Source organism: Streptomyces sp. NPDC059989 (genome assembly GCF_042736975.1).
GTDB lineage: Bacteria > Actinomycetota > Actinomycetes > Streptomycetales > Streptomycetaceae > Streptomyces.
Genome location: NZ_JBHWUO010000039.1, coordinates 51,649 through 70,815 on the forward strand (window position 1 = coordinate 51,649; position 19,167 = coordinate 70,815).

Sequence of the window (19,167 nt, forward strand, 5' to 3'; positions counted from 1 at the left end):
AAGACCTGACGGCGGGAGAACACCGATGGCACGGCCGCGCACCCCGCTCCTTGACCGGGAGCGCATCGCCACGACCGCCCTGCAACTGGTCGCGGAGCACGGAGAGTTCAGCGTTCCGCAGATCGCCCGGGCGCTCGGCGTGCAGACCGGGTCGGTGTATCACCACGTGGACGGCCGGGCGGGGGTGGTGGAGCTGATACGGGAGCTCGTGTGCGAGCGGATCACCGACGAGGCCCTGGCCCTGGAGCCCTGGGACCGGGCCCTGGAGGAGTGGGCGCGCTCCTACCGGGCCGCCTTCGCCGCCTACCCGCGGGCCATCCCGCTGCTGATGACCACACCGGTCCGGGCCCCGCGGGTGCTCGCGCACTACGAGCGCGCGGTGGCCCTCCTCCTGGCGGCGGGCTTCGCGGGCGGCCTGGTGATGCCGCTGCTGACGGCGCTGGAGAACCTGGTGCTGGGCTCGGCCCTGGACCTGGCGGCCCCGGAGGCCATGTGGGAGCCGTCGGCGGAGACCCCGCTGCTGGCCGCCGCCCTGGCAACGGTGGGCCCGGGCCGCGCGGACGCGGCCTTCGATCTCGCGTTGGCGGCGTTCCTGACGTACGCCCGGACGCTGCGGGGCTCGGCGGAGTAACAGCGGCAGTCAGTTCGCGAAGGGGTCGTCCGGATTCATCCGGCCGGTGAGGGGGTTGAACTTGCCGTCTTGCGCGTAGAAGTACTGCGGCCCGCCGTTGCCCGAGGCCACCGCGAACTCCTTCTTGTCGTTCCTCCTCACCTCGGTCGTTCCGGACACGCCGTCGCTCGACCATTCGATCGAGAGCGTGAACCGGTGCACGCCGGCCGAGGTGAAGGGAACGATGACGAAGTTCTCGGTGTCGCTCTCGGACACCTGGACGGGGAAACCGCGAGCGCGCATCTTCCCCTGATCGTTCTGGCCGTCCTTGAACTCGAGAGCGGGAGTCTTCTTGTCGAGATTCGCCGCGAACCGGCTCATGTTGGCGTCACCGCAGCCCCCGGCATACCTCAGACGCAGGCTGGACTTCGGAAGCGGCCGGGTCTCCTGCGGCTTGACGGCGATGTTCTTCACCGTGACGGCGCGTGCCGACTTTCCCTGCACGCTGAGGTGAATGATCGCGTAGTCGGCGGCGACCGCCTCGTGGTCGTTGCCGAACGCCTCCAGCCTCTTCCAGAAAGCCACCGACTCATCCGCAGTGGTGACGGCCTGGTTGCGGCCGAGTTCGGCTGCCGCTTCATCCAGTGCGGGCGGCTTCAGGAAGACCATCCCGGCGCCACCGTCGCAGCTGTCCCAAGGGTTCACCTCGTCCACGGTGAACGCCAGCGGCGCGGTGTCCGAAGCTTTGGAGTCACCGGTCGGGGTCGGGCCGATCGCGTTGCTGTTTCCGCACACCGACCCGGCGGAGCACTCGTTCGTGGAACAGCCCAGCAACAGGAAACCGCCGCACAGGGCCAGCGCGGCGACGGTGCTGTACGACTTCATCTGCCGGCTTCTCCCGTCGACGCGTTCGAACCGTTGTCGGAATTGATCCGGTTGTCGCGGCCGCACACGGCGTGGTTCCTGCATTCGTTCTTGTCTCCACCGATGGTGTCCGTGGCCCACAACGTGGCCAGCACCCCGGCGATCGCGGTAAGGGTCGCAAGCGCCGCGAGCCAGACACGGCGGCGGTCGGCACTGTTCATCGTCATCTCTCACCCGCATCCCGAAAGAGGAGCCCCATCGTAGGGATGTGGAGGCGGCTTGCTCCCCGTATGCGGAAAAGATCAGTGGAACGCGCGACCGGTGGAGCCTAGGCTTCGAGGAACCGTTCGCAACTCCCGCCCCTGGAGGCCCGTCCGCATGGCCGTCGTCCACCGCACCACCATGACCCCCGGCAAGCTGGAACTCGTGGCGTCGTGGCTCCCGTCGCAGCCCTGGTACGAGGGGCGGCCCGGGCGGGCCCCGGAGCTGGCCAAGGCGGGCGGCTTCCGGCTCGACGACCCCGAGGGCGAGGTGGGCATCGAGTTCATGGTGGTCACCGACACGGCGGACGGAGTGACCTACCACGTCCCCCTGACCTACCGCGGCGCCCCGCCGGCCGGCGCCGAGCACGCCCTCGTCGGCACCTCGGAGCACGGCGTACTGGGCACCCGCTGGGTGTACGACGGCACCCGGGACCCGGTCCTGCTGGCCCAACTCCGCGCACTGCTGCGGGGCGAGGCGATCCCGCAGATGCAGAGCGAGAGCGACGCCCCGGACCCCACGGTCACCGTCGAGGGCGCGCACCTGCCCGCGGACGCCGAGCCCGCCGTGACGGTGACCCGCGTCCTCCGCGCGGACTCCCCCGCGACCCCGGACGCCCCCGCCCGCGTCACGGCCCCGTGGCACACCCCGGACGGCGAACCCGCCCGCGGCGTCTTCGCGGTCCTGGGGCGCACAAACGCACCACTGATGCCCCACCAGTCACACTGACGGAGCTTCAGATTTGCCATCGCGACCAAATCGAGTCGCTGCGAGTTGATCGCCGAGCCTATGCTTCGCCCTTCCACCCGCCAGCGAAACTGCAATCCACATCTACTCAGTTGGCGTAGGGAAGCCTCATACCCGCCCGCCTCAATGTCTCTTCGCAGAAAGACTTGCCTGGGTCACATCCAAATTGCATCTATTTCGAATCGACAGAAAAAGTGACGATAGGGCCGTCCTCGGAATCCAGGATTCGCACGTCGAAACTGCGGCCAGGGAATTTTGCACGAAGTGCACTTTTCCAAGATTTCACAATGCACGCCGCGAGAAACTCCATCGCCTCCCTGTCGTCACCCACGTCCTCAGATTCGACAATCTGCCAAACTCTCAATTGATTGAGCGTCGCCTCGATCTTTCGCGTATCACCGGAGAGGCTGTCGCGCCAAAGGTTAAAATTTGACTCCTCATACACACGATCCCACAACACACAGTCCCCCACCTCGATAAAGCGAGGCCACAAGATCCGAGAAAACGCTACAAGAACACCCAAATCTCCATTGCGTTTCACATAATCGACATAGTCGACGCGCCCGCCCCACTCGTCCACCCACGCTCTGATTCTCGAGTACTCCATTGGATCGTCCACCACAATAACTCCCCTCTGGGACGCTTGATAGAAAACCTAAGCCCTGCGGCGCAGAAATACTTGGGTGCCCGCCGTAAATCTGACGAGCACCCAAGACTGCTGTTCTAATTACCTTACAGGATCGATCGACGACCCATTTTGCTCAGAGTATGCACTCTACCGACATCCGCATAGCTCCTCTTCCGGGCGTAGCGGCCGCGGGTATTTTGCCCAGCTGCGGAAAACCTGCCCCGTATTTGGGTTTGTATGTTTTTCCATATCGAGAATGTGTGGCGCCGGTATGCCCGCATGCGCCTTCGATGTGGGAAGCAAGTCGGCTCGTTGCGCAATTGCCCCGTCCGCGTCATACCTCGCGTACGCGGTAACTGTCCCATCCTGTTGCTGCCGAAACAGGGTCTCACCAGGACCGGCAGTCTCAGGGAAACGCCCACTGACCTGCCGGGCACCCGAGAGACTTACTCCTACACAGTTGCTGTTGTGAACGAGTACGGGTGTCTCGCCCGCCAGCACATAGTACGTGTGGAAGTCGTCGATTGTGAGGTTGTACGTGGTGGCATGCTCGGTGTACGGCTTGTTCGAGACGATGATGACCGTGTCGCCTGCGCTGGTGCGCAGGGTCATTCCCGGGGCGAGCTCTGCCGCTTCGACCCATGCCTGCTGCGAAGGCGACCAGAACGGGTGCTCATGGGTTGCCGTCAGCTCTTCGATACCGGCGGCTGTCGCGATCTCCAGCTTGTTGAAGTTCTTGTCGTCGTTGGTGACGATCAGGCGGGAGACCGGGCGCCTGGAGGTTTCACCGGAGCGCGGGTCGGTGGCTAGGACTTCGTCACCGAGTTTGATTTCTTCTATTTTCTTGACGGTACCGTCACCCATCAAGACTTCCGTGCCGGCAAGGAAGCACTGGCAGCCGGTACCATTCTGGGGCCTCTTCTTGGCTACGAGCTTTCCGTTTTCGAATCCGTAGAAGCCGATGCCGCCTTCATTGGAATACAGGCCTACCTCTTGCGAGCCAACTCCGAGATAGTCACCGAGATAGTCTTCAGGATTGCAGCCCTTGCGCGACATCTTCTGGCATGCGCTGAGCAGGGCTGAGGTCTTCCACGACCAGTCGTATTCCGGATCATACTCACCGTGACTCTTCACCAGTTTGAAGTATTCCGACCGGTAGAGTTCGATGAATTTCTGCGTGTTCTCTTTCGGGAGGTCGACCGTACCGCCCTTGTTGTTCCGTAGTACGACGTCGACGGTGTCCTCTTCGTCGTATTCGCTGTTGTAGTCACCCCAGATCGGGACGGGCCGATCCTCGTCGGGTGCATCGTCGTCGCGGGGGTCGTAGTGGCCTCCGCAATGACCGTGGTAGCAGTCGCTCTCGATGAGGCCCGAGGGATCGGTCAGGGAGACCGGGTTGTTGCTGGAGTACACGTATCCGTGCATCTGCTGCGAGTTCGACAGATCCATGATCGGGTCGATCGAGATGAAGCGGCCGATGGTCGGGTCGTACTCACGGGCGCCCAGGTGGGTGAGGCCGCTGTCGACATCCTTCGTGCCGCCGACGAAGCCCTTGTCTCCGGCCCATGCCGACGGCTGGGGGCCGCGGTCGTCGCCGAAGATGCCCGTCTTGCGGCGGGTGACGGTCTGGGCGGCGTCTGCGGTGACCTGGGTGGTGCCGGTGCCGTGGTGGTCGGAGAGGAGGAAGGTCAGCTTGCCGCTCTCCCGCATGGCCACGTTGGAGTAGTAGCGCGTACCCGTGATGGAGCCGGTCTTGTCCAGGCGCAGCTCGTTACCACCCGGCAGGTAGAGCGTGGTGCTCTTGGAGTCCTTCCGGAGCAGGCGCTGGCCGGCGGTGTCGTAGAGGAACGAGCTGCTGGAGGTGCCCTGGTTGAGGGTCTTCAGGTGGCCTTCCACATCCCAGTCGAGGTACTGGGTCTCGGCGCTCGCGCTGGTCTTGCGGGTCTTGGTGTTGCCCGTGGCGTCGTAAGTGAACACCTCGTCATGCGGGTCGACACCGGCCTGCGTGACCTTGGGCAGGTTGTGCTTGCCGGCCGTAGGCGCCGTGTATGTACGGATGATGTCGGCGGTCGGGCCCGAGGCCGTCTTGTGTTTGGTTTCGGACTTGCGGTTGCCGACCGCGTCGTAGGTGTACGTGGTCCAGTACGGATCCTCGCCGCCTATCACGGTGGCGGAGGGCGTTGCGGCGCAGGTCACGCCCTTGTTCGTCCAGGCCTGCGTGATGCGGTTCAGGGCGTCGAGGTTGACGCACTGGGTGTCCGTGGTACGGAGGGTGTCCTCGCCGTAGGCAGTCGCGATGGACGTGATGCTGCCGACCAGGTTGTATCCGTACTTGGTGTCCTCGATTCGCTGCGGCGCGAGGTCGCGGTCGGTGTACGAGCGGGTGACGGCGCCAGTGTGGTCGTCGTACTCGGCCGAGCGATACAAGCGTTGGCGGGGCGCTCCCAATTCCTGGCGGGTGTTGCGGCCGTAGTGGTCGTAGGTCATCGCTGAGACGAGGCGGCTGGTGCCGGCGCCCATGCTGTTGAGCAAGCCGGAGACCGACTTGTAGGTGCTTCCGACCGTTTCGGCTGGGAGACCGCCCATGGCCGGGTGCTCGGTCGTCAGGAGCTGACCGGTGATGTTGTAGGTGCTCGTCCACTGGTAGGTGCCGGCCAGCGCCCCCGTGTCAGGGGTGGACGGGATGGTCACCTTCGCGACGAGCGGCTGGTAGATGTGGTTGTAGGTGAGGACTTCCGACTCGAACGCCTTGCCTTCGACGTACCGGATCGACTTCGTCAGCTGTCCCTTGGCCACGGTGTCGTAGACCTGTGCGGTAAGGGTCGTAGTGCCCTGCTTCACTGCGATGGTTCGGCCGAGGTCGTCGTAGTCGGTGTGCAGGGTGATACCACGTGCGTCGGTGGCGTCGGTTGCCCGGTCTCCCCCGTCGTAGGCGGTCTTGCTGATGCCCTTGTCGGGGTCGTTCGATTCGATTTGGCGGCCGCGAACGTCGTAGGTGTACGTCCACTTGGCGCTCGCCGGGTCGGTGACCTGACTCAGCTGGCCCACGTTGTTGTAGCCGTACAAGGTCGACTGTGACTTGGTGAGGGCCGCGTCGGTGTATTGCTTGCGCTCCACCGTCCGTCCGAGGGCGTCGGTGACATCGGTGGTCGCCACTCCGCCCTTTGGCGGGACCACTGTGGTCGTGTCGCCGGTGTAGGTGGTAGTGGTTCGCTTGGTCTCGGTGCCGAGCTTCTTTGCGATCACCGCCGTGGGTCGTCCGGCGCCGTCGTAGAGGGTGTCGGTGGACGACGGGTAGGTGGTCTCGGCGCCGGTCACCAGAACGGGCGAGGGCGCACCGTCGGCGTAGTAGCTGCCGGAGTTGCGCCAGGCCAGGCCACGGGTGTCGTAGAACGTTTCCGTGACGAGGCGGCCGGCCAGGTCGGGTGACTGCATCTGCGTCTGGCGCTCGCGCAGCAGGCCGTCCTGGATGGAGTGGACGGTGGAGTATTGGTAGTCGTGGGTCAGCGTCTTGGAGGTGACGACGTTGGGGCCGTCGTTGCTGACTGTGTACTCAAAGACTCGGCTCGGGTTGTTCGGGTTGTCGGTCACCGTCCAGTTCGGGAGCCAGACCTTCGTCAGCCGGCCGAGGGCGTCATAGGCCGTGGTGGTCACCTTGCCGTTGGCGTCGGTGACCTTCGTGGGTTGTGAGCGCAGCGGGTCGACCTCGGATGTACTGACGTGGCCCAGAGGGTTCGTGACCGTCATCGAGGTCGGCGGCTCGCCCGTCGCCGGGGTGTAGGCGGTCGTGCTGACCTTGCCGTACGGGTCGGCGGTGGCGAGCTGACGGCCGTAGATGTCGTAGCAGAGCTCGCTCTTCGCGGTGCCACAGGTGCTCGGTACGGACGCCTGGACGTCGTATCCGTCCCCCTTGCCGTTGATCTTCTCGACCTTCGTCACCAGGCCGGAGCCGGAGAGGACGCCATGCGGTGCGTTGTCGAAGGACGTGCGGACGTCGCTGACGATGTCGGCGGGTTCGCTCGCAGTGGTCCCGCAGGGGACGGCGACGGCCTTGATGCGGCTGACCTTGTTGAGGATCCACTTGTCGGTGTTGCGGGCGTACGTGGTGGTTGTGCACTTCTCGTCGCCGGTCTTGGCGGTGTCGCCGGACTCGGAGACCCAGTCGACCATGCCGTAATCGTCGAAGTGGTTGACGGATTCGACCGTACGGGTGCCGCCTGTGACGGTGGTGCGGGTGGACTGCTTCTCCGTGCCCGTCTTGACCGCCACCAGGTCCGGCAGGTCGGTGCGCTTCCTGGTCGCGGCCGCCGCGGAGAGCCAAGGAGTGAAGGAGGAAGCGGTCAGGGGCTTGGTCGTGTCGTCGCCGTTGTAGGTGACGGTCTCGCGCGGGCTGCCGGCGAACTGCTCACGGTCGATCACGACCCCGCCGTTGGAGTCCCGGACCTCTTGGCCGTCGAGGCCGCGGAAGTAGCGAGTCTCGGAAAGCGTCTTGGGGTCGGCCCCAGCACCGGTGCGGGTCTGCACCTGGCCGTAGCCGCGGGCGACGGAGTGGACCCGGTCTTCGGGCTTGGCGAGCTCGTCCGTGCTCTTGGCCCAGGCGGCTCCGCCGACGTAGGCGTACGAGGTCACCTTGTCCGGGGAGTCGGCGAGGTTGTCGCCCTCGACGATCTGGGTGGCGACGTAGGTGTTGAACCAGTCGACCTTCGAGGTGTCGCCCTCCCATGCCCACTTCACCGGGTAGCAGCGCGTGGTGTTCGTCGCGTCCGCGGCGGGCAGGGTCGTGGCGGTGCAGTCGGGCTGCGAGTAGGTGACACCGATGGTGCCGCCGGACTCCGTGGTCACTTGGTACATGCGCAGTCGGATGAACGGCGCGAGACCGTCACCTGTGGCGTCGACGCGGTTGGGCCGCTGCTCACCTGCGAAAGTGACGGGCTTGAGGGTGATGTCGGCGCCGGCACCGGACTTGCCGGTACGGGTGATGGACTTCAGCCACAGCGCGCGGGAGATGCCGTCGCCGGAGGGCGGGAAGTCCTGGTCCAGTTTCCAGGAGTCGACTTCCTGGTAGGCCCCGCCAGTGAGGATGGCCGTGTTGATGCCGGTCAGGCGGACCCTTGACCAGAAGGTGGGCGAGTACTGGTCCTTGCACTCGGTGGACCCGTCCTTGCAGAACAGGTCGTAGGGGGAGTCCGGCCAATTCTTCGCATTGGTCTCGTCGAAGGTGCCGCAGCCGGTCAGGCAGCGCTCGCCGACATTGAAGGTGACGCGGCCCATGGCCTTGGCGGTGTAGACCGCGTCGGAGCGCAGGCCGTAGTCGATGTGGTCGAGCCAGCCACCGCGGATGTATTGGGTCACGGTCGCCTTGCCGGTGGTCTCCGACACGTTGCGACCGTAGTTGTTGGTCTCCGCTTTCCAGTAGTACGCCATCGCGCTGCCGCCGGGGGCAACCACGTAGTCGAGCTGCCAGCGCCAGGCTTGCTGGCACCAGCCGTTGGCGAAGGAGGCGTTGTAGCAAGGCTCGCCGGTCTGGTTGCCGAAGATCGGGACGGTCCAGGCGGAGTTCGTTGTCGGCGTCGAGGTGTCCTTCCAGCCCGGCAGCCGGTTCAGACCGAAGAAGTACTGCATCCCGTCGGTCGTGGTGATCTTCCAGTGCTCACCGTCGTTGTCGCCGTTGTTGGCGCCGGTCAGTTTCTCGACCTTCTCACCGGAGTCGGATGCCGGGTGCCAGCCCTTGTCCTTCTCGTAAACCAACTCGGTCGACTTGCCGTTCAGCGACAGTGTGGCGTTGTCGGTGAACCAGCACAGGTCGCCGACCCTGGTGGTGTTGGTGCTACCCGTCTTGTCGTCGTTGCAGGTCTTGTACCGGCGCTCGATGAATCCGGGCTCCCACGACCAGCCGTCGCCGATCCAGGAGGCCTGGCTGTTGGAGGCAGCCATGCGACCGTCAACCGACTGGGAGCTGTACCCCAGGCTGATCTTCGGGTCGAGCCCGCCCGGAGCCGTCGGCACGTCGACGTTGTATGACCATGAGAAGGCGCCGGAGGAGCCCCCTGCGCTCCACGAGCCTGAGGGCTGCAGAGGGGTCGCCTTGTAGTCACCCGTCGGACCCGACGCTCCCGCCGTCGCTGCGAGCACAGTCATGCCGGCAGCCTCTGAAGCAGAGGACATGGCTGCCCGGCCCGAGTTCGCCGACGGCACGGCCGCTCCAGGTGTGTTCACCTGGGCGGTGAGCGTGCCTGAGCGGGTGTCGTTGCGCGTTGGCAGAGGGTTCTGCGTTCGGCATTCCGCACGCTGCGGGGTCGTCAGCGCGCATGCCGGGAGTTCAACCAGGTGGAGACGTGCCGCGTAGTCACCGCCGTAGGCGCCGCGGAAGGCGCCGTAGTCCACCTCCACCTGGGCCGACGCGGCCTTCCCGACACCGTCCGAACGGCCCACCGACAACAGCACGCCGTCGACGCCCGCCTTGCGCGCCGCATCCTTGCTGGTGAGGGAGACCTTCACCTTGGATGGCGTCTCGGCCGCCTTGCCCGGCGCGACGTACACGGCGACCGGGAGCTTGCCTGCTCGCTGCGAACCCGACCCGACGGCGGGAGCCTGAGCGGCGCCCGAGAGGAACGACTTCCAGACCGGACCTGAGTCCGAAGCCAGGTCCACCTCCGCCGAACCGGCCGCCGGCCAGGAGATCTGCGGCGCCTTCCAGGGAGCGGCAGCCGCGTCTGCCTTCTTTGTCCCACCCGTGCGGACCGGCGTGACCGGCACAGCCTTTGGCTGATTGAGCTCCGGCAGCAATGGCCGAAATTTGCTGTCTGCCACGGCAGCTGCGCCGGGCAGCATTCCTGAGAGGACGGCTGCGGCCAATGCCGCAGAAAGCCCTCGAATGCGAAATCTTCTCACACCCCACCCCATCATTCCATGAAGAATTAAGACGCAGACTAACAGGCCTAAATTCGGCCCCGATGCTCCGCCAGATGACTCCGTTCACATCGGATGGCCATCAATTTCCACAAATAGTCCTTGCAGAACAAACGGGGCATCAAGCCTAAGATTGGCGCAAAAACCGCTGGTCAGGGGTGTTCAGGCGGCGACGCACCCCGTAGAGTCGCCGCGAAATCTGACAGTTGGAGCTTGCGTGAAAATAAGAGAGGCCCATTCCGGTTATCCGGGCGGGCGGGGGCTTTCACGGTTTCTTTCCGTGGCATTGGCGGGCGCGATAACCGCTACCGGACTCGGTGTTCTATACCCCGCAGCGGCCGCTTCCGCCGCCGGCGATCCGGTCGCCGAGGGCTCGATGAGTGCAGCAGACTTTGCACTTGCCAAGGCTAAAGAGACTGGTCAGCCCTACGAGTTGACGTCCGCGCGGACCGAGACCTCGGACACCTGGGCGCTGCCAACGGGTAAGTGGTCGGTCAAGCGGCACGGGACGACGGTGCGCGTGCGGCATGCCGGCGGCTGGGTGGCGACCGATCCGACGCTGCAGTTCGCGGCGGATGGGAAGGTGACGCCGAAGGCGTCTGCCGTTTCGATCGCCTTCTCGGGCGGCGGCTCCGGTCCGCTGCTGACGGGGGTGAGGAACGGGCGGACTCTGTCGCTGACCTGGCCCACGGCGCTGCCGAAGCCGACGCTGACCGCGAATGTTGCGACGTACCCGAACGTCCTACCCGACGTGGACCTCCAGCTGAAGGCCGAGGTCGAGGGATTCTCCCAGCTGCTGGTCGTCAAGACCGCAGCCGCGGCGAAGCATCCCGACCTCGCCACGCTGAAGTTCAAACTGGACACCGTAGGCCTCAACGTCACCAAGGATGCGACGACGGGTCTGCTGACTGCCTCCAACCCGGCCGGTGAGATCGTCTTCACCTCGCCGAACCCGGTGATGTGGGACTCCACCACCACGGGGGCCGCCCCTCAAGCGCCGGCGGGTGCGCAAGCCCTCAGCGCCAACGGTGAGACGGGCACCACCCCTTCGGACGTCTTCGTGACGCCGTCCGGAGCGAAGAACGCCCAGATGCCCACCACCGTCGCGGATGGCACGCTGGAGATCAAGCCCGACCAGGCCCTGCTCACGGGCGCCGCAACCAAGTACCCCGTCTATATCGACCCGTCGGTGGCCTGGGGTGAGCGGCAGAACTGGGCGTGGGCCTACCGCACCTGGAAGTACAACTCCTACTGGAACACCAAGGAGGACGTACGGGTCGGGTACGAGTCTCAAACGAACGGGCTTTCGCGGTCGTACTTCCAGCTCAACACCTCTGACGTCAAGGGCGCTCAGATTTCGAAGGCGACGTTCCGGATCAAGGAGACCTGGTCCTGGTCCTGCACCAAGACCGCGGTGGAGCTGTGGACCACCGGCCCCATCTCGCCCAAGACGACGTGGGACAACCAGCCCGGCAAAGGTCGCTGGCTGGACACGGTCAAGGACGCCAAGGGGCGCGCCGAGTGCGAGGCCGGGAACCTGGAGTTCAATGCCACCGAGGCCGTGAAGGAATCCGCGGCCAACAACTGGTCGAGCGTGACCATGGGCCTGTTCGCCTCGGACGAGACGGACGAGTTCCATTGGAAGCGCTTCGACGCGAAGACGATGACGCTGGAGATCGAGTACAACAACCCGCCAAACACGCCGTCCAACCCAGGGACCTCGCCCTGGGTGCCCTGCGTCGAGGGCGGCTCGATCGGCAACACCACGATCAGCCTCTACGCGACGATCTCCGACCGCGATTCGGGGAACCTGAGCACCGAGTACCAGATCTTCAAAACCGGCCAGAGCACCCCCGCGGCCAGCCAGACCATCCCCGCCAACAACGGCAAGGTCGCCACCTGGAACGTCCCCGACGCTTCACTCCCGGATGGCAGCTACACGTGGAAGGCGCGGACGACCGACCAGGATGGTGCCCAGTCAGCCTGGTCCCAGACGTGCAAGTTCATCGTCGACCGCAGCCGACCCGCGAAGGCACCGAAGATCACCTCGACCGTCTTCCCCGACGGCAAGAACGGCTGGCCCGACGGTACTGGTAAGGCCCGCCAGGAGGCGGACTTCGTCCTCAGCGCCAACGGGGTCAAGGACGTCACCTGGTACGGCTACTACACCGACTGGGCCCCAGAGGTGAAGAGCACCACCGTTGCCGCCGGTGCCTCGTTCACCGCGAAGCTCGCCCCGCCCGGTGCCGGCCCGCACTTCGTCTACGCCTTCACCCAGGATGCTGCCGGCAACCGCTCCGACACCACCGTCTACCAGTTCTACGCCGCCCGCACCGCAAAGGAGGATGTGCCCCACGACGTGAACGGCGACGGCTTCCGCGACATCTGGAGCAGCGACCTCTTCGGCAGCCTCCTGACCTACGCCGGGCAGGGAAACGGCAAGTTCTCCGCAACGGTCAGCTCCGGCAAGTCCTTCGCCGGGGCCCAGGTCGCCCCCCTGGGTGACTGGGACGGCGACGGGTACAACGACCTCATCGCACTCGAGCAGCGGGCCAACATGAGCCGCAAGACACTGTGGACGTACGGCAACAACGGCCAAGGCGCTGTCGGCAACCCCATCGAGATGACGGCCGAGGCCGGGAACAACCACTGGTTCGACGCCGAGCAGATCGTCGCCCCCGGCGACCTCAACAAGGACGGGGTCCCGGACGTCCTCGTCAAGCAGGGAAACAAGCTCTGGGCCTACTTCGTCGGCATTTTCGGCAAGGTGGACGACAAATCGCCCGTTCTCGTCGGCGGCACCGATTGGGACAAGTTCACCGTCGTCGCCCCCGGCGACCTCAACAAGGACGGCGTGCCCGACCTATGGCTGCGGGACAATGCCAGTGGCGACATCCTGCGCACCTACGGCAAGAAGAGCAAGGAAGAGGACCAGGCTGTCGACCTCGCCACCTGGGGCACTCAGACACGGGCCAAGGTCGGCTCCGGGGTGACCAAGGCTGCCTACCCGAGCATCGGATCCGCCGGTGACCTCAACGGTGACAGCGTCACCGATCTGTGGGCGCGACAGGCGGACAACACGATGGTCGGCTGGCAGGGGAAGCTTTCGACTGATGGCACGACCGTCGGCTCCTTCACCGCTCGTTTCGAGATCGACGGCGTGCCCGGCGCGCGCATCCCGTCCGGTACCACCCTGGCCTCGGGGCAGGAGTTCTCCAGTGGGAACTCCAATCTGGTGATGCAGGCCGACGGCAACCTCGTGCTCTACACCAAGGACAAGAAGCCCCTCTGGGCCACCGGAACCAACAAGCATCCCGGTGCCGTGGCCCGTATGCAGAGTGACGGCAACTTCGTGGTCTACGAGGCCGACGGCAAGACCGCTCTGTGGAGCAGCAAAACCACTACCCCGTACTCATACGCCGTGCTGCAGCCCCGCGGCGTACTCGTGATCTACAACGCCTCCGGGCAGGGTCTGTGGACCAGCGGTAGTCAGAGCCGGCCCGACTACAACGGCGACGGCTACACCGACGTCCTTGCAATCGACCCTCACGGTGACATGTGGATCTACCCCGGAACCGGAGGAACCGGCACGAGCACCCTCGGTGGCCGCTACCTCGTCGGCACCGGTTGGTGGCGCGACAGCTGGATCAACGCCTACACCGCCGACCTCGACAACGACGGTTACACCGACGTGGTGGGACGGACTCGGGAGGGAGACCTCTACCTCTATCCCGGCACCGGCGGCACCGGCACCAATACATTCGGCAACCCTGTCCTGATCGGCAATGGCTGGGACTATCTGACCCTCGGCTTCGGCGACATCAACGGCGACGGTCGCACGGACGTCATCGCGCGCGACCACGGTGGCGACCTTTGGATCTATCCGCACATAGGCGGCACCGGCACCCAGGCCCTTGGTAGCCGGATCTTCATGGGTAATGGATGGTGGCCCGAATGGACCACGCTGCGCTTCGCCGACCTGAACGGCGACTACAAGATCGACATCTTCGCCCGCCACACCGACGGCGGCAACATCTACGTCTACCCCAACACCACTACTGACGGGACCATCAGCTTCGGACCCCGCATCTTCAACGGCGACGGATGGTGGAACGCCGAATGGAACCCTTACGCCACCGACCTGGACAGCAACGGAGCAGCAGAGTCGGTGGGCATCACCAACACCGGGGACCTCTACGACTTCACGCCTGAGAGCGGACGCACCCTTATCGGCACGGGCTGGAACGGCTACGACGTCATTCTCTGATCCCAAGTGAGTCTGGCTGGCGGGTGAGGCCCTGATACAGGGCCTCACCCTCTTGCCTCGACATGGGTCGCTGCGGCCCCGCCCCTCCTGCGGAGTGGCTGCACAATGCCGGGGGGGGTGTCACTCCCGCCCGGAGAGGGCCGGCTCGTTCTCCCTCACTGATGGCACCGCGGCGGTCGCCTCGGCAAATGGCGTCCCGGTTCTGACCTGAGCCAACAAGGGCTCCTCCAGCGGGAGGCGCCGCGCCACGGCCTTCAGCACTCGGCGGCCCAGGTTCTGGAAGGGCAGCTCCACCAAGCGGTAGCTGAGCCAGCTGGCGCCCGTCAGTACGGCCATGAACGCGGTGAGCAGCAGGGCCCGATCTGTCCAGCTCACAATCGGGGCGTGCCCTTCCAGTATCCAGTGCATCCCATGGATCAACGGGTTGTGCAGCAGGTAGAGCGAGTAGCTGATCGCGCCGAGCCAGCTGAGCCAGCGCGGGAAGCGGCGCTTGCGGAGCAGCATGCCTGCGACAAAGACCGCCCACGCGGCGACGTAGGCGAACGACCACGCCATCCAGGACCCGGTGAAGGTCCTCCAGAGTGTCTGCCCGTGGTTGTACATGTAGCCCGTGAGGAAGCCGCAGACGACGACGAAGGCACAAGACAGGAAGGCCTGGGTTCGTTCGACCTGGCCGTGCTCCCACCTGTACAGCACGGTGCCGGAGAACATCGTCGCGAAGATCATCATGGTCTCGAACGCCGCGGCGCGGCTGTTGAGAGTGATCAGCACCAGCCCGAGTGCGCCGAGGAGCAGCCCGCCACCCCTGGCCAGGGCCGGCTTGCCGGTCATGATGCAGGCCATCGCCATCGCCACGACGGTGGCGCAGGCCAGCACCAAATGCCGGGTGGTCGCCTGGTTGACGGAGAGCGTGCCGAGAGCGATCCAGCCGCCCAGTACCAGCGCCACGGCCGCGAAGCCGACGGCGATCGCAGCGCTCTTGCGGTGCCAGCCGAGGGCAAACAATGCCGTGACGAAGTAGTAGAAGATCATCTCGAAGGTGAGGGTCCACAGCACCCCGAGGGCGTTGGTGACGCCCAGCATGTCCTGCAGCATGAGCCCGTTGCCCGCGAGCGAGAGCAGCGGGTGCTCGAAGGCATAGCCGTCCACCACCGTGTGGCTGCGGGGCAGGATCAGCAGCGAGGCGGCCACGGTCAGAATGACCACCGGGTAGATCCGGAAGGCACGGCCCACCCAGAACGCCCGTATATCACCGCGTCGCTCCAGCGAGGCGGGGATGATGTAGCCGCTCACCAGGAAGAACAGCAATACGCCGAAGACACCGGGGTCCAGGTAGTACGGCACCCGGTCGCCGTGGGGCACCCAGTGGAACGGCAGGGCGAGGTGGTACACCGCGACGGACAGGGCCGCGATGCCGCGCAAGGCGTCCAGCCAGCCGAGCCGCGACGCGGTCCGGGAACGTCCGCTCTCCCCAGCGGCCTGGGCTGGACGCCGGCCGGCTATGCGATCGATCGATTTCACCAGGGGAGGCTACACGCGACCGCAAGAGCGGCAGGGGCCTCACGGGCCACATGGCTCGAACGTGCCGGGCGCGGCTACGCCCCGTAGAAGAGCTCCTCGACCACCGCGCGGGCGCGGCGGGTGATGCGGCGGTAGTCGTCGAGCATCTCGCCGACCGTGCCCTCGGCGTAGCCGAGGTAGCGGGCCACCGCGGCCAGGTCGCGGGCCTCGGAGGGGAAGGTGTCCCCGGCGCGGCCGCGGACCAGCATCACGGCGTTGCGGACGCGGGTGGCCAGGACCCAGGCCTCGTCCAGGATCTGCGCCTCCTCGGTCGGGATGAGGCCGGCGGCGTGGGCGGCGTACAGGGCGCGGCGGGTGCGGGTGGTGCGCAGGCCCGGTTCGGCCCAGGCGTGCCGCATCTGGATCAGCTGGACGGTCCACTCGACGTCGCTGAGGCCGCCGCGGCCGAGTTTGGTGTGGAGGGTGGGGTCGGCGCCGCGCGGCAGGCGTTCCGATTCCATGCGGGCCTTCAGGCGGCGGATCTCGCGGACGGCGTCCTCGCCGAGACCCTCCATGGGGTAGCGCAGCGGGTCGATGAGCTCGATGAAGCGGCCGCCCAGGTCGGCGTCCCCGGCGACCGGTTCGGCGCGGAGCAGGGCCTGGCTCTCCCAGGTCAGGGACCAGCGGCGGTAGTAGGCGGCGTACGAGGACAGGGTGCGGACGAGGGGGCCCGAGCGGCCCTCCGGGCGCAGGTCGGCGTCGATGAGCAGCGGCGGGTCGGCGGTGGGGAGTTGGAGGAGCCGGCGCATCTCGGCGATGACGGTTTGGGCGGCCTTCGCCGCTTCCTGCTCGTCGACGCCCTCGCGCGGCTCGTGGACGAACAGGACGTCGGCGTCGGAGCCGTAGCCCAGCTCGTGGCCGCCGAAGCGGCCGACGCCGATGACGGCGAAGCGGGTGGGCAGGGTGTCGCCGTAGTGGCTCTGGACGGCGGCGCGCAGGGCTCCGGCGATGGTGACGGCGGTGAGCTCGGAGACGGCTCCGCCGACCCGGTCGACGAGGGCACCGTGGTCCTCTTCGGCGGGGCTGTCCTCCGTACCGTACGAGCCGATGATGTCGGCGGCGGTGGTGCGGAAGAGCTCGCGTCGGCGGACTCCGCGGGCGGCGGCGACGGCGGCTTCCGGGGTATCGGCGCGGCCGACGGCGGCGAGGACCTCCTGGAGCAGGGCCTCGTGGGTACGGGGCTGGAGGCCTTCGGGGTCGCCGAGCAGGGCCACGGCTTCGGGGGCGCGCATGAGGAGGTCGGGGGCGAGGCGGCCGGCGGACAGGACGCGGGCGAGGTTCTCGGCGGCGGCGCCCTCGTCGCGCAGCAGCCGCAGGTACCAGGGGGTCCTGCCGAGGGCGTCGGAGACCTTGCGGAAGTTCAGCAGGCCGGCGTCCGGGTCGGCGGAGTCCGCGAACCAGCCGAGGAGGACGGGCAGCAGGGTGCGCTGGATGGCCGCCGCGCGGGTGACGCCGGAGGCGAGGGCTTCGAGGTGGCGCAGGGCGGCGGCCGGGTCGGCGTACCCGAGGGCTTCGAGGCGCTGGCCGGCGGCGCGCGGGGAGAGCCGGGTCTCGCCGGGGGTGAGCTGGGCGACGGCGTCGAGCAGCGGGCGGTAGAAGAGCTTCTCGTGGAGGCGGCGGACCACGGAGGCGTGGCGGCGCCAGGCCTTGTTGAGTTCGGCGACGGGTTCGGTGCGCAGGCCGAGCGAGCGGCCGAGGCGGCGCAGGTCGTTCTCGTCCTCGGGGACGAGGTGGGTGCGGCGCAGCCGGTAGAGCTGGATGCGGTGTTCCATGGCGCGCAGGAAGCGGTACGCGTCGTGCAGCTGGGCGGCGTCGGCGCGGCCGACGTAGCCGCCGGCGGCGAGGGCGTGGAGGGCGTCGAGGGTGGTGCCGGAGTGCAGGGTGGCGTCGCTGCGGCCGTGTACGAGCTGGAGCAGCTGGACGGCGAACTCGACGTCGCGCAGGCCGCCGGGGCCGAGTTTGAGCTCGCGGTCGACCTGGGCGGCGGGGATGTTGTCGACGACGCGGCGGCGCATCTTCTGGACGTCGGCGACGAAGTTCTCGCGCTCGGCGGCCTGCCAGACGAGGGGGCTTATGGCGGCGATGTACTGGGCGCCGAGGTCGGGGTCGCCGGCGACGGCGCGGGCCTTGAGGAGGGCCTGGAACTCCCAGGTCTTGGCCCAGCGCTGGTAGTAGGCGAGGTGGGAGGAGAGGGTCCGGACGAGGGGGCCGTTGCGGCCTTCGGGGCGGAGGTTGGCGTCGACGGGCCAGATGGTGCCTTCGACGGTGGTCTCGGAGCAGATCCGCATGAGGTGGGAGGCGAGGCGGGTGGCGGCCTGGATGCCCTTGCCCTCGTCGGTGCCGGGGGCGGCTTCGCCGACGAAGATGACGTCGACGTCGGAGACGTAATTGAGCTCGTTGCCGCCGCACTTGCCCATCGCGATGACGGCGAGGCGGCAGGCGGCCGCGTCCGCGGGGGCGGCGGCGGAGGCGATGCGCAGGGCCGCGCGGAGGGTGGCGGTGGCGAGGTCGGCGAGCTCGGCGGCGGTCTCGGCGACGTCTATGGTGCCGCAGACGTCGCGGGCGGCGATGGAGAGCAGGCAGCGGCGGTAGGAGACGCGGAGTTGGACCGGGTCGTGGGCGTCGGCGAGTCCGCGCTCGAAGTCGGGGAGGCCGGGGTGCAGGTCGGCGGCCTCGTAGGTGACGAGGGCCTGCCAGTCGAGGGGGTGGCGGGCGAGGTGGTCGCCGAGGGCCTCGGAGGCGCCGAGCACGCCGAGCAGCCGGTCGCGGAGCGGCTTGGCGCTGACGAGGGTGTCGAGGAGGCCGGGCAGCTCGTCGGGCGGCTGCGCCTCGGCGAGCCGGACGAGTCCGAGGAGGGCGAGGTCGGGGTCGGCGGTGGCCCCGAGGGCGTCGAGGAGCACCGGATCGGCGCGTACGGCGGCCAGTGCGTCGGCGTCCAAGAGCCGGGCCGCGGCGGAGGGGTCGGTGAACCCGCTGCGGAGCAGCCGGATGAAGGTGCTGCTCCTGCGTCCCGGGACTGTCATCCCGCCGCCTCCTGCGGTTGTCGCTGCCTCTGCCCTGGCGTGCCGTTCCCTGCTGGGAGCTGAGCCTAGCCGGAGCAGGCGTTCGACTCACCGCCGCGTACCATGAGGGGGTTTATCGGATTATCCGAACATCCATGGCGCCATGGGGCCCGCTCCCCGCCGACCGGCCACGAGGAGCCCCATGTCCGACGGACGCCCCGACCCCGCCGCGGGCCGGCGCGCCGCGCGGCGCGCTTCCCGGCGCGCCGCGAAGGCCGGGGCCGGCGGGCGCCGCCGGGCCGGGGCGGGGGCCGAGCAG

At 67.1% G+C, this 19,167-nt stretch carries 9 protein-coding genes; 3 read left to right on the forward strand and 6 right to left on the reverse strand.

Annotated elements, in window-relative coordinates; translation table 11 throughout:
• The first annotated feature begins 25 nt into the window (after nucleotides 1-25).
• Nucleotides 26-631, forward strand: coding sequence for a TetR/AcrR family transcriptional regulator (locus ACFWBN_RS28850; RefSeq protein ID WP_385180975.1), 606 nt, complete (start codon nucleotides 26-28; stop codon nucleotides 629-631).
• A gap of 9 nt (nucleotides 632-640) precedes the next feature.
• Here ACFWBN_RS28850 and ACFWBN_RS28855 read toward each other — a convergent pair whose 3' ends face one another.
• Nucleotides 641-1,495, reverse strand: coding sequence for a hypothetical protein (locus ACFWBN_RS28855; RefSeq protein ID WP_385180977.1), 855 nt, complete (start codon nucleotides 1,493-1,495; stop codon nucleotides 641-643).
• A complete protein-coding gene (locus ACFWBN_RS28860) occupies nucleotides 1,492-1,701 on the reverse strand; it encodes a hypothetical protein (RefSeq protein ID WP_385180980.1) in 210 nt (69 codons plus the stop codon). The genes ACFWBN_RS28855 and ACFWBN_RS28860 overlap by 4 nt, the downstream gene beginning before the upstream one ends.
• Before the next feature lie 151 nt (nucleotides 1,702-1,852).
• On the opposite strand from ACFWBN_RS28860, the gene ACFWBN_RS28865 reads away from it, so the two are divergent.
• Complete coding sequence (locus tag ACFWBN_RS28865; RefSeq protein ID WP_385180982.1) at nucleotides 1,853-2,464, forward strand: 1,4-alpha-glucan branching protein; 612 nt, start codon at nucleotides 1,853-1,855, stop codon at nucleotides 2,462-2,464.
• A gap of 190 nt (nucleotides 2,465-2,654) precedes the next feature.
• On the opposite strand, the gene ACFWBN_RS28870 is transcribed toward ACFWBN_RS28865, so the two are convergent.
• Complete coding sequence (locus ACFWBN_RS28870) at nucleotides 2,655-3,101, reverse strand: hypothetical protein (protein WP_385180985.1); 447 nt, start codon at nucleotides 3,099-3,101, stop codon at nucleotides 2,655-2,657.
• Between the two features lie 156 nt (nucleotides 3,102-3,257).
• Nucleotides 3,258-9,920 (reverse strand): polymorphic toxin-type HINT domain-containing protein, encoded by a 6,663-nt coding sequence (locus ACFWBN_RS28875; RefSeq protein ID WP_385180988.1) that lies wholly within the window; start codon nucleotides 9,918-9,920, stop codon nucleotides 3,258-3,260.
• Nucleotides 9,921-10,299: 379 nt separating this feature from the next.
• On the opposite strand from ACFWBN_RS28875, the gene ACFWBN_RS28880 reads away from it, so the two are divergent.
• On the forward strand, nucleotides 10,300-14,286 hold the full coding sequence (locus ACFWBN_RS28880) for an FG-GAP-like repeat-containing protein (protein ID WP_385180991.1): 3,987 nt from the start codon (nucleotides 10,300-10,302) through the stop codon (nucleotides 14,284-14,286).
• 120 nt (nucleotides 14,287-14,406) lie between these two features.
• Here ACFWBN_RS28880 and ACFWBN_RS28885 read toward each other — a convergent pair whose 3' ends face one another.
• Nucleotides 14,407-15,807, reverse strand: a complete 1,401-nt coding sequence (locus tag ACFWBN_RS28885; protein ID WP_385180994.1) for an acyltransferase family protein — start codon at nucleotides 15,805-15,807, stop codon at nucleotides 14,407-14,409.
• Between the two features lie 74 nt (nucleotides 15,808-15,881).
• Entirely contained in the window at nucleotides 15,882-18,869 is a 2,988-nt protein-coding gene (locus ACFWBN_RS28890; protein ID WP_385180997.1) for a bifunctional [glutamine synthetase] adenylyltransferase/[glutamine synthetase]-adenylyl-L-tyrosine phosphorylase, read from the reverse strand.
• Nucleotides 18,870-19,167: the final 298 nt, after the last annotated feature.

Excerpts from the sequence above, each read along its gene's own strand:
- ACFWBN_RS28850 (WP_385180975.1), top strand. The coding sequence starts at position 26 with ATGGCACGGCCGCGCACCCCGCTCCTTGACCGGGAGCGCATCGCCACG.
- ACFWBN_RS28855 (WP_385180977.1), bottom strand. The coding sequence starts at position 1,495 with ATGAAGTCGTACAGCACCGTCGCCGCGCTGGCCCTGTGCGGCGGTTTC.
- ACFWBN_RS28860 (WP_385180980.1), bottom strand. The coding sequence starts at position 1,701 with ATGACGATGAACAGTGCCGACCGCCGCCGTGTCTGGCTCGCGGCGCTT.
- ACFWBN_RS28865 (WP_385180982.1), top strand. The coding sequence starts at position 1,853 with ATGGCCGTCGTCCACCGCACCACCATGACCCCCGGCAAGCTGGAACTC.
- ACFWBN_RS28890 (WP_385180997.1), bottom strand. The coding sequence starts at position 18,869 with ATGACAGTCCCGGGACGCAGGAGCAGCACCTTCATCCGGCTGCTCCGC.